The sequence below is a fragment of the Bacillus cereus group sp. RP29 genome (assembly GCF_040459765.1).
GTDB lineage: Bacteria > Bacillota > Bacilli > Bacillales > Bacillaceae_G > Bacillus_A > Bacillus_A paranthracis.
Genome location: NZ_JARVHN010000001.1, coordinates 5167246 through 5180069, shown reverse-complemented (window position 1 = coordinate 5180069; position 12824 = coordinate 5167246). Strand labels below are relative to the sequence as shown.

The following is a 12824-nucleotide window of genomic DNA, read 5'->3' as shown; positions in this document are numbered from 1 at the left end:
AAAAAAGAGAGGGGATCCCCCCTATCTTTTGTGTTATTTTAAATAATATCAAAAAATAAATTAATTTTAACTTGATATTATTTAAAATATCATTTAATATAATAACCAGAGAGGAGGTCATATGATGAAGTTAAGAGAATGTGCAGAAGTCACACAAGGCGTTTTTACAAATCGGATTGAAACTTCGAATTTGAATGAAGACAGTGTTCAACTGCAGTTAGTAACATTAAAAGAGTTCAATCATTTACTTGGAACCGATTATCGGATTTCTCAAGAAAAAGATCGCTCGATTTATGTGAAAAAAGAGAAGATTAAACAAGAAGTATTAACAGATACGAAAAGCCTTGTACTGCATACATTAACGCAAAAGGTTGTTTGGTTTCCTCCAGAATATCAAGGTCTATTGTTGACAAATAATTTTATGAAAATAAGCTTCTCGGAAGAAGTAGATGTGCATTTTATGGAGTGGTTATTTAATGAACATCCTTCGATTCAAAAACAAATTGCGCTATTTACAGAAGGAAGTATTATTTCTTCATTGAAGTTATCGAATGTAAAAGAAATTGAGCTTGTGCTTCCGACCATTGAAAAGCAACGAAAGCTTGGACAAATAGCACAATTAAAGAAGAAAAAGTCAGCACTTTTAAAAGAAAAAGATACATTGGAACAATTTTTTCTTCGTCATCAAATGGTGAAGATTACAGAATAATAGGAGGTCATATAGATGACAACAAGTGAAAAACAACGCCAGCAGCAAGCTGAGTTACATAAGAAGCTATGGGCAATGGCTAATGACTTACGAGGTCAAATGGATGCTTATGAGTTTAAAGATTATATTTTAGGATTGATTTTCTATCGCTATTTATCAGAAAAAGTAGAATCACGTGCAAATTCATTACTTGCGGAAGATGAATTAAACTTTGCGGAAGCTTGGGAAAATGAAGAATATCATGAAGATTTACAAGAGTATTTAATTAATGAATTAGGTTATGTCATCACACCTCAATATTTATTCTCTACATTCGTAAAAGAAATCGAATTAGGTGCGAATGGTAACTTTGATATTGAAATGCTTCAAAATGGTGTAAAAGCGATTGAAGCTTCTACAATGGGCGCAGATAGCCAAGAAGACTTTGAAAACTTATTTGATGATATGGATTTAAACTCATCAAAATTAGGGCGTACTGTAAAAGCACGTTCAGAAATAATTGCGAAAGTACTTGTGAATATTGCAGATATTCCATTCTTGCAAGATGATGTAGAAATCGACGTACTTGGCGATGCCTATGAATATATGATTTCACAATTCGCTGCCAATGCAGGAAAAAAAGCCGGCGAGTTTTACACACCACAACAAGTATCACGCATTTTAGCGAAAATCGTCACAGTTGGTAAAACAGAAATTAAAGATGTTTATGATGGTACATGTGGATCTGGCTCATTATTACTACGTGTAGGTAAAGAGGCAAAAGTTTATAACTACTATGGACAAGAAAAAGTATCAACAACGTATAACTTAGCACGTATGAATATGTTGCTGCATGATATCCCATACCAACGTTTTGATATTAAAAATGCAGATACATTAGAAGAACCACAGCACATGGATAAACGTTTTGAAGCAATCGTTGCCAATCCACCTTATAGTGCAAAATGGAGTGCTGATGATAAATTCCAAGACGACGAACGTTTCAGTAATTACGCAAAATTAGCACCAAAATCAAAAGCTGACTTCGCATTTGTACAACACTTTATTCATCATTTAGATGACAATGGTACATTCGCGGTCGTATTGCCACACGGTGTCTTATTCCGTGGCGCTGCAGAAGGCGTTATTCGTAAATATTTAATCGAAGAGAAAAACTATTTAGACGCAGTTATTGGTCTACCAGCGAATATTTTCTTTGGTACAAGTATCCCTACGTGTATTCTAGTGTTCAAAAAATGCCGTAAACACGATGACAATGTCATCTTTATCGATGCATCAAATGAGTTTGAAAAAGGTAAAAATCAAAACCACTTATCAGATGACCACGTTGATAAAATCGTGGCTACTTATTTAAATCGTGAAACAATCGACAAATATTCTTACGCAGCAACATTAGATGAAATCAAAGAAAATGATTACAACTTAAATATCCCTCGTTATGTTGATACATTCGAGGAAGAAGAACCAGTTGATTTAGAAGCAGTCGCAAAACGTATTCAAGAGATCGATGAAGAAATCGCCAAAGTCGATGAAGAATTAGCTGCATACTTCAAAGAATTGGGGGTGTAGGGTGTGAATCTCCTAGAAAATACTTTACAAGTATTTGAATTGAAAGATTTATTGAGTAGAATAAGTAAACCAGTTGAAGTTGAAAAAGCCGAAACTTACACACAGATAGGTATTCGTTCACACGGTAAAGGTATTTTTGTTAAAGAACCTGTTACGGGTGAATCATTAGGGAACAAACGAGTTTTTTGGATTGAACCAGATTGTTTAATAGTGAATATTGTTTTTGCATGGGAGCGTGCTGTTTCTAAAACAACTTCAGATTTAAATGGATTGATTGCTTCACATAGATTTCCAATGTACAAAACGAAGAAGAATGTGAATTTAGATTATTTAATGCATTACTTATTAACTCCAAAGGGTAAAAAACTATTAGAAGATGCTTCTCCTGGTGGGGCAGGTCGTAATAAGACGCTAAGTCAAAAAGATTTTATGGAATCTAAAATTCAACTTCCAAGTTTGGAAGTACAAAAATACATTTCTTCTTTTTTAGAAATTATAGAGAAAAAAATCCAACTCCAACAACAAAAAATCGATTTGCTGCAAGAGCAGAAAAAAGGGTATATGCAGAAGATTTTTAAGCAGGAGTTAAGGTTCAAGGATGCAGATGGGAAAGATTATCCAGAGTGGGAAATAAGAAGTGTTGAGGAGATAGCCCTAGTATCTAAAGGATATACACCTGATACTAAAGAAACTTCTTATTGGGATGATAATTTAAAGAATTGGTTATCTATAGCTGGTATGAAAGAAAAGTATATTGCAGAGGGTAATAAAGGAGTCACTTCTATTGGCGAATTAAAACATAATAGAGTAGAAGCTAATACTTTAATTATGAGTTTTAAATTGACAATAGGGAAATTAGCAATCATTAAAAAGCCTATTTTTACTAATGAAGCTATATGTCATTTTAATTGGAAAGTAGAAAACGTCAATACAGAGTATATGTATTATTACTTTACTTTTATTAACATTGCTAGTTTCGGTATGCAGGCTGTAAAAGGAATTACATTAAATAATGACTCTATTAATAGTATTCCAATCAAATTGCCTTCCGTCAAAGAACAAGAAAAAATTGCTGGTTTTCTTGCAAAACTAGATATGAAAGTTCATTTAGCACAAATAAAACAAAAAGCTTTACAAAAACAAAAACAAGGATTCATGCAACAAATGTTTATTTAAAAATCAAAAAGCATTCTAGTATTACGTAATATTAGAATGCTTTTTTTATAGAAAAGGAGTTAATATGAAAAAAGAAATTTTTTTAAAGTCGTTAGCAGAACATGGATACAATGTGATGTTTGGTGCTAAAAAGCATTTTGCGACCTACGATATTGTTGAAAAAGTACCAAGTGGAATAGCTTTGATTACATTATTAATCGGGATATGGCAATTGTATGCACCGTCTTTTGACTATAGCAAAGAAGTGTCTCTTGTGATTATTTTAGTAAGTGTTGTTGCACTGCAAATAAACCTATACAACTCTAATAAAGAAGATTATATGAAAGCTGGCATAAAACTAACAGAAATTCATAATGAATTAAAAGATATGTATTATCAGACAAAGAGTTCTACTGAATCTGAGGTGACCAATGAAGAGCAAGAAAAACTACAAAAACTGTTGAATGACTATTATGCCATAAGCATCACAAAGCAAATAACATTTAGTGATTGGTATGCCCATTATAAATTCTTTTATCAAGCGCAGCATGAATGGATTGATGAGCAAAAAAGATTCACTTGGAAAGATAAATTTCCAATGTCTTTTAGAATATGGACTGCCATTGTAATTATTACAAATTTAGTTCTTGTAATAAATTTTTGTATTGAGAATTAGAAGCAAGGGGGATAAGGGATGCTAGCTACACACATAGAAGAATTTATTGATTCTTTAAAGATAAAAGATACTGAAGAGGAGACTAAACGTGTAAAAGAAATTACAAAGAGACTAAACAAATCCTATTATGATGATTGTGAAAGTGAAACCGAACATTGTGAGGTCGTTGGATCACTTGGAAGACAAACGGCAATTAAATCTTTTAGTGATGTAGATATGTTATTTATTTTACCAAGCAGTAAAAAGAAGCAATATGATGACCATGATGGAAATGGCCAGTCAAAACTACTGCAAGATGTAAAAAAAGAAATAAAAAAGCGCTATTCTAGGACAATTGTACGTGGCGATGGACAAGTTGTTGTTGTGAGTTTTGAAAGCTTAAAAAAGATTGTTGAAGTTTGTCCTGTATTTGAACAGTCGGACGGGTCTTTTTTATATCCTGATGCAAATGAAGGTGGTAGTTGGAAAAAAACAAACCCTATTCCAGAAATTGATGAAGCAGCTGCTTTCAATATTACTACCAATAATAATTTTAGCTATGTCTGTTATTTAGTTAGAGCTTGGAAAAATAACATTGGGTTTAAATTTGGCGGATTACTGCTTGATACATTAGTCTACAAATTCTTGAACGCAAATTCTAAATATTATTCTGCAGATTTTACTGATTATTTAGATTTGTTAAAAGACTTATTTAAGTATTTAAAAGATTTGAATGAAGATCAAGCATATTGGTATGCTCTAGGCAGTAATCAAAAAGTCTACAATAAAAAGTGTAAGTTCGTAAAGAAAGCAAAGAAGGCTTATAACAAAATTAAAGATTTAGATGAGGATAGTACAGACTTATATGAAACGCTAGTATATTTATTTGGCCAAACCTTCCCAGTTCCAGAAACAGTTAATAAATCTGTTGCCTACTTTGAATCTGCTTATACTAGAGCAACTAACACCGAGGAATTCATTGAAAATAAATTTAGAGTTGATATACGTTATTCGCTTAAAGTTGACTGTATTATTAAACAAGATGGTTATAGACCGACATTTTTAAGAGACCTTTTGAAAGGTCAAATTAGAATTAAACGCCAAAGGACACTTGAATTTTTTATTGTTGAAAACGAATTTGAGCAAATTATTAAAGAACGTAACCAAATAAATAGCTTTAGTTCGGATGAAAAAATCAAATTCGATATATATTGGAAAGTCCTGAATAGAGGTGACGAAGCAATTCGTAGAAACTGTATTCGAGGGCAAATAAAAAAGGGAATGGAAAAGCGTACAGAATCAGCAGATTTCAATGGAGATCATTTCGTAGAATGTTATATTGTTTACGAAGATACAGTAGTAGCAAGAGATCGTATTCATGTTCCTATTCAAATTGAAAATACTTTACAAAGCTCTTTTTAATCAATCTTTTTTATAAAAACTTCAATACTTCGAAACCAAAACCCACGCATTTTGATCAATCTTTGTTCAAAATGTGTGGGTTTCTTCTATTATAAAAACAACGTTTGCAGTACTCTTTTAATCAAACTTTATTTTAAACCTACATATATTGTAGTTTTGAAATAAAGTTAAGACGTTTATAAAAAAGGTGCGATGCTTTATCTCTTTAATCAAAGAATTGTAAATAAGCTATGATCAAACCTTTTTATAAAACATAAACATAAACCTGTTGGATAAGAAACCATTTTGATTAGACTCTTTCAAAATGGTTTCTTTTTATTCATCATAGAATACGGTTTAACACAGTATTTTTAATCAAACTTTATTTTAAAGCTACACATTGCTTTTTCTTATGGTGAATTTGTTTCTTAGTTATTTCCTGCATTTTATATCATTCACCAATCATGTAATGTTAAGGGAGATGACAAAAGAAAGGAAGAATGTACAAATGAGTATAGTAAAAAACGGAACATTGCAAGTAATTGGAGCAAGCATCTATTATGAGGTGCGTGGCTCGGGTCCAATTCTTCTTTTGATTCATGGTGGGGGTGGTGATGCCGACAAGTTCCATAATGTCGCCGACTATCTTGCTAAATGGTATACCGTTGTTACTTACGATCGTCGTGGTCATTCCCGTAGCAATCTCGTCAATAAAAATGAGGATTACCATGTGCACACGCATAGCGAAGATGCTCATCGGTTGCTAGCTAATCTGACCAAAGAACCGGCTTATGTATTCGGAAGTAGTTCTGGTGCTGTTATCGGACTTGATTTGTGCATACGTCATCCTGAGCAGGTACAGTTACTAATTCCACACGAACCGGTTTTATTACAACTTTTATCTGAAAATGAGTTGAAGCAGGCTATAAATTTCATGGAAGACCTTAAAGGGAATCATCAAAGTGAGGTCATGAAGTTATTGTCAAATATTGATGATATTAATTCCGAACCATCGAAGGATATGCTAACAGAGCGACTACTTGGCAATTCGATGTATTTCACTGAGTATGAAATCCCGGGAATTCTCAGCTATACTTTAAATATCGATGCATTAAAGTCCCTATTAAAACCTGCATCGATACAGGTACGTCCAGCTGGTGGAAGTATTTCAAGAGAAACTTTTCCTTATCATTGCGCATTCAACTTAGCAGAACACCTCGGAACAGAATTCGCAGAGTTTCCAGGACATCATGTGGGTTATAACACAGTGCATCATAAAGAGTTTGCTGAGAGGTTACATGATGTTATTGAGAATTAATCGGGAAACTATCAATGAGCAATGTATAAACACAATAGCGCGAATAGATATTCATGGAGTTACAAGACAATACGTAATTTAGGGTTTTGTCTATATGTCTAAATTAATTTCAAAGCATCAGCAGAATATGAACAACTAAAAAAGTAGCTACCTCTCCATTTAAAGGTAGCTGCTTCTTTTTACATAGATTCTATAATTATTTGTCTTTCATACCACTTGTTTAGTTTTCCATTTCCTAAATCTTCTTTATCAACAATAATAGTTTTGGGGTGACTTGATTTGTTAGCTTAATAATTATGTGCTTTCCTCTAATAGAACCAACGCGAACAATAAAAGCGCTTGCATAATTAAAAATCCGAGTTATAATACTTGTATACAAGTATACTTGATTAACACGAGGTGGATTTATGACGAAATCAATGGAATTTCTTTATCCTGAAAAATGGCTTTCAAAAGCTTCTACAGGTGATCGTGTTGCGAGCGAATTGAGAATGCGCATTATTGCAGGTGCGATTGAAAGCGGTACCATCCTGTCAGAAAATAAAATAGCTGCCGATTTTTCTGTAAGTCGGTCACCCGTTCGTGAAGCATTAAAATTACTAGCTTCTGAAAATATTATTCGCTTAGAAAGAATGGGCGCAGTTGTCATTGGTTTAACCGAGAAAGAAATTGAAGAAATATATGATGTTCGTTTACTTATAGAAACGTTTATCTTTGAGCGACTTGGAAAGATGGACACAAATGATTTAGTAAGAGAACTAAATAAAATAATGGAAATGATGAAAATCGCCATTAAGTATCATGATTCTGATGAATTTTCTTATCAAGATCTCTTATTCCATGAAACGATTATTCGAACCATTGAGCATTCCTACATCCTGATGATTTGGAATAATTTAAAGCCTGTTATGGAAAGCTTAATCCTTTTATCAATGCGTACTCGTTTCCAGGAAAAGTACGAAGATTTTGAACGGATTATTAAAAATCATGAGCTTTATATAAAAGCAATCGAATCAAAAGATCGAGCCCTCATGATTAAGGCCTTACATCAAAACTTTGATGATGTTCAAGGGAAAGTCGAAGACCTCTGGATGTCACAACAAATGCTATCTAAAGGAGTTGAGCAAGGACATGAGTAGCTATATGTTAGGTATAGATATCGGTACAACAAGTACGAAAGCAGTTTTATTTACTGAAAAAGGCGAAGTCATTCAAACCGAGAATATTGGTTATCCACTTCGCACACCGGATATATCCACAGCGGAACAAGATCCAGAAGAGATTTTCCAAGCTGTTTTACAAGCAATATCAAATATAACGAAACAGCATTCAGATAAAAAACCATCGTTTATTTCATTTAGCAGTGCTATGCATAGTGTCATTGCTATGGATGAAAATGATCAGCCGCTGACACCTTGTATCACTTGGGCAGATAATCGTAGTGAGGCATGGGCACATAAAATCAAAGATGAATTGAATGGCCATGCAGTTTATAGACGAACAGGAACACCTATTCACCCAATGTCACCATTAAGTAAAATTACATGGATTGTGAATGCCCATCCGGAAATTGCGATTAGAACGAAAAAATATATTGGAATTAAAGAATATATCTTCAAAAAATTCTTTGATCAATATGTTGTTGATCATTCCATCGCCTCGTGCATGGGTATGATGAACTTAAAAACGCTAGATTGGGATGAGGAAGCTTTAAAAATTGCTGGTATAACATCAGCTCAATTATCTAAACTCGTACCAACCACCAAAATATTCAGCAACTGCAATCCAGATTTAGCCCAAAAGATTGGTATCGATTCCCAAACATCGTTTGTCATTGGTGCTAGTGATGGGGTGCTTTCTAATCTAGGTGTGAATGCAATTCGGAAAGGGGAGATTGCTGTCACAATTGGAACAAGTGGTGCTATTCGGACCATCATTGATAAACCACAAACAGATACAAAAGGAAGAATATTTTGTTATGCCTTAACAGAAAAGCATTGGGTAATTGGTGGACCAGTAAACAATGGAGGGATGGTCCTTCGCTGGATTCGTGATGAACTTGCTTCATCAGAAGTAGAAACTGCGAAAAGACTAGGAATTGATCCATACGATGTATTAACTAAAATAGCAGAACGCGTGAGACCTGGTGCAGACGGATTATTATTCCATCCGTACCTCGCAGGGGAACGTGCACCATTATGGAATCCAGATGTACGTGGCTCCTTCTTCGGTTTAACGATGTCACATAAGAAGGAACATATGATTCGTGCAGCTTTAGAAGGTGTTATATATAATTTATACACTGTATTTTTAGCATTAACAGAATGTATGGATGGTCCTGTAACTCGTATTCAAGCAACAGGCGGTTTCGCAAGGTCTGACGTTTGGCGACAGATGATGTCCGATATTTTTGCATCTGAAGTCGTTGTTCCAAAGAGCTACGAAAGCTCTTGTCTAGGTGCATGTATATTAGGTCTCTATGCCACAGGAAAAATTGATTCTTTTGAAATCGTTTCCGAAATGGTTGGTAGTACCTACAAACATACACCGAAAGAAGAAGCAACAAAAGAATACAGACAATTACTGCCTATATTTATTAACCTATCAAGGGCGTTAGAAGATGATTATACACGAATTGCAAATTATCAAAGAAATTTAATAAAGTAAAACTTTCATCAGTAATCTCCCACGCCTCGCTTCTATCTAAATCTCGAGGTGGTGGGGGCCTTACTGCCCACGAATAGCGGGATAAATACAAATACAGCTAAGATTAGGGGGGAACTACGATGCCATTAGTCATTGTAGCAATTGGGATTTTAGCATTACTTTTACTGATTATGCGCTTTAAATTAAATACCTTTATTTCATTAATCATTGTATCCGTCGGGGTTGCGTTAGCACTTGGAATGCCACCAGAAAAGATTTTTAAAACCATTGAAGCGGGATTAGGCGGAACACTTGGGCACTTAGCACTCGTTTTTGGACTTGGTGCGATGTTAGGTAAGTTGCTTTCAGATTCTGGGGGTGCACAACGCATTGCCATGACCCTTGTGAAAAAATTTGGTGAAAAGAACATTCAATGGGCTGTTGTGACTGCCTCATTTATTATCGGGATTGCATTATTTTTTGAAGTAGGATTAGTATTATTAATTCCGATTGTATTTGCAATTTCAAGAGAATTAAAAGTTTCTATCTTATATCTCGGTATTTCGATGGCAGCTGCTTTATCTGTAACACACGGATTTTTACCACCACACCCAGGACCAACTGCTATCGCTGGTGAATTGCATGCAAACATCGGTGAAGTATTACTTTACGGTTTTATGATAGCGGTTCCAACGGTTGTGTTAGCTGGACCTGTATTTACTAAACTTGCAAAAAAACTAGTACCTGAGGCGTTCACAAAAACCGGTAATATACAATCATTGGGTGAGCAGAAAGTATTTAAACTTGAAGAAACTCCTGGTTTTGGAATCAGTGTTTTTACCGCTTTACTGCCTGTTCTTTTAATGGCAGTCGCTACAATTATTACTTTGTTGCAAAAAACAATGGGATTCAAAGATAATAGTTTACTAGCAACGATCGAGTTTATTGGGAATGCGGATACTGCCATGTTGATATCCTTACTAGTTGCGATCTATACAATGGGATTGGCAAGAAATATTCCAATCAAAAACGTGATGGAATCTTGTACAACAGCGATCTCGAATATTGGGATGATGCTCTTAATTATTGGTGGAGGCGGCGCTTTCAAACAAGTATTAATTGATGGCGGCGTTGGTAACTATGTAGCCGAATTATTCAAAGGAACTTCATTATCACCGATCTTGCTCGCATGGATTATCGCTGCCATCTTACGTATTTCATTGGGGTCTGCTACGGTTGCTGCATTAACAACTGTCGGTTTAGTGATTCCGATGTTAGGCCAATCTGATGTTAACCTTGCTTTAGTTGTCCTTGCAACAGGGGCTGGTAGTTTAATTGCTTCACACGTGAACGATGCTGGTTTCTGGATGTTCAAAGAGTACTTTGGTTTAAGCATGAAAGAAACATTTGCAACATGGACTTTACTTGAGACTATCGTTTCTGTAGCCGGATTAGGGTTTACTTTATTATTAAGTTTATTTGTATAGATCTTTCTAAACAGTAAAAGGGATACGGAAGCTGTTTAATGTGATTTTTCATAATTAACCAGTTATTTTTCATGATTGATTAATAAGGATGAAAATTTCTCTTTATTTTTTAACTTGATAGTGATGTGCCGTGTCCCTTTAACCTTTTGCACGAATACTGGCAGAGCCTATTGAAATGAAAAAGTTGGATTATTTGATTAAAATGTTATTTTAGGTATATATACTATAATACAGAGTAACATACATGGAAAGGAACGATAGAATATGGAAAAGTTACAAATTGGAGTTGTTGGTGTGGGCGTTATGGGAAAAAGCCTCGCACTTAACTTTGAGAGTAAAGGGTATTCTGTTGCCCTATATGATATTTCAAAGGAAAAAGTTGATGAAACCATTGAGGAAAACCGTGGTAAAAACTTAGTTGGTACTCATATAGTTGAAGAGTTTGTTAACTCACTCGAATCACCTAGAAAGATTTTATTAATGGTTAATGCGGGGGAAATTACAGATAAAGCGATTGATTCTCTAGTCCCTCACCTCGATAAAGGCGATATTTTAATTGACGGTGGTAATACATACTTTGTCGATACAATTCGCCGAAACAAACGTCTTGCCGAAGAAGGAATCAATTTCATCGGGGCAGGTGTGTCAGGCGGCGAAGAGGGTGCATTGAAGGGACCATCTATTATGCCAGGCGGACAGAAGGATGCATACGAAAAAGTAAAGGATATGCTTGAAAACATCTCTGCAAAAGTGAATAACGAGCCTTGCTGTTCTTATATCGGACCTAATGGGGCAGGACACTATGTAAAGATGGTTCATAATGGTATTGAGTATGGAGATATGCAATTAATTTGTGAAGCATATTTCTTCTTGAAACAAACACTAGATTTGACTGCAGAAGAGTTCCATGAAATATTTGCTGAATGGAATAAAGGTGAACTGAACAGCTATCTAATTGAGATTACAGCCGATATTTTCAAGAAGAAAGATGAAGAAACTGGTAAGCCATTAGTGGATGTTATTCTTGATACTGCAGGACAAAAGGGTACAGGGAAATGGACAAGTCAAAGCGCACTTGATTTAGGTATCTCTCTGCCTATTATCACGGAATCTGTATTTGCACGTTGCATTTCTGCTTTAAAAGAAGAGCGTGTGAACGCAAGCAAAGTTTTATCTGGCCCTAAAGATAAAACGGCAATTGGAGTTGAAAAAGCCGAATTAATTGAAGCGGTGCGCCAAGCTTTATATATGAGTAAAATTTGTTCTTATGCACAAGGATTCACGCAATTGAAGGCAGCTTCTGAGGAATATGATTGGAACCTTGATTTTGGCAGCATTTCTATGCTTTGGAGAGGCGGATGTATTATCCGTGCTGCCTTTTTACAGAACATTAAAGAGGCTTATGAGACTAACACTGACCTACCGAACCTTTTACTTGATCCATACTTTAAAGAAATTGTAGAGTCATATCAAGGTGGATTACGCCAAATTATCTCAATGGCGGTGCAACAGGGCATTCCGATACCTGCATTTTCAGCAGCAATTTCTTATTATGACAGCTATCGTACTGCCAAACTACCTGCAAACTTGTTGCAAGCGCAGCGCGATTATTTTGGAGCGCATACGTATAAACGAGTAGATAAAGAAGGTACATTCCATACAAAATGGATATAAAATAAAAAATGGACTAAGATTAAATTCTTAGTCCATTTTTTATTCCACAATTCGTAGGCTATAAGACTCCCACTGATGGAAGTTCACTTTAAACGAATGTATGAATCAAAATGCGTTTATTTTTCCCATTTAGATGAAAACCACATAATCTTTAATTTGAGTGGATAGAACTCTATAGATTAAAGTTTTACTTTATCAACTTCACTTTTA

At 34.9% G+C, this 12824-nt stretch carries 10 protein-coding genes; all 10 read left to right on the top strand.

Translation table 11 applies throughout. The annotated features are described in order from the left end of the window. Window positions 1–124: 124 nt before the first annotated feature. The 10 genes from QCI47_RS27270 (at window position 125) to gndA (ending at window position 12614) form a co-directional block, all read left to right on the top strand. A complete protein-coding gene (locus QCI47_RS27270; protein WP_220779720.1) occupies window positions 125–709 on the top strand; it encodes a restriction endonuclease subunit S domain-containing protein in 585 nt (194 codons plus the stop codon). A 15-nt stretch (window positions 710–724) separates the two neighbouring features. After that, on the top strand, window positions 725–2278 hold the full coding sequence (locus tag QCI47_RS27265; protein ID WP_220779719.1) for a type I restriction-modification system subunit M: 1554 nt from the start codon (window positions 725–727) through the stop codon (window positions 2276–2278). A gap of 3 nt (window positions 2279–2281) precedes the next feature. Continuing rightward, a complete protein-coding gene (locus tag QCI47_RS27260) occupies window positions 2282–3454 on the top strand; it encodes a restriction endonuclease subunit S (protein WP_220779718.1) in 1173 nt (390 codons plus the stop codon). A 64-nt stretch (window positions 3455–3518) separates the two neighbouring features. Next, window positions 3519–4109 (top strand): SLATT domain-containing protein, encoded by a 591-nt coding sequence (locus QCI47_RS27255; protein ID WP_220779717.1) that lies wholly within the window; start codon window positions 3519–3521, stop codon window positions 4107–4109. An 18-nt stretch (window positions 4110–4127) separates the two neighbouring features. Further along, the gene (locus tag QCI47_RS27250) at window positions 4128–5510 is read left to right on the top strand and encodes a nucleotide-binding domain-containing protein (RefSeq protein ID WP_220779716.1); all 1383 of its coding nucleotides are present in this window, start codon (window positions 4128–4130) and stop codon (window positions 5508–5510) included. Window positions 5511–5997: 487 nt separating this feature from the next. Next, a complete protein-coding gene (locus tag QCI47_RS27245; protein ID WP_353811995.1) occupies window positions 5998–6807 on the top strand; it encodes an alpha/beta fold hydrolase in 810 nt (269 codons plus the stop codon). 407 nt (window positions 6808–7214) lie between these two features. Beyond that, entirely contained in the window at window positions 7215–7946 is a 732-nt protein-coding gene (gene gntR / locus QCI47_RS27240; RefSeq protein WP_309423332.1) for a gluconate operon transcriptional repressor GntR, read from the top strand. Beyond that, the gene (gene gntK / locus QCI47_RS27235; protein ID WP_071741932.1) at window positions 7939–9474 is read left to right on the top strand and encodes a gluconokinase; all 1536 of its coding nucleotides are present in this window, start codon (window positions 7939–7941) and stop codon (window positions 9472–9474) included. Before gntR ends, gntK begins: the two co-directional genes overlap by 8 nt. A gap of 119 nt (window positions 9475–9593) precedes the next feature. Then, complete coding sequence (gntP, locus tag QCI47_RS27230) at window positions 9594–10940, top strand: gluconate permease GntP (protein WP_001131723.1); 1347 nt, start codon at window positions 9594–9596, stop codon at window positions 10938–10940. A gap of 264 nt (window positions 10941–11204) precedes the next feature. Further along, entirely contained in the window at window positions 11205–12614 is a 1410-nt protein-coding gene (gene gndA / locus QCI47_RS27225; protein WP_000413557.1) for an NADP-dependent phosphogluconate dehydrogenase, read from the top strand. The last annotated feature ends 210 nt before the right edge of the window (window positions 12615–12824 follow it).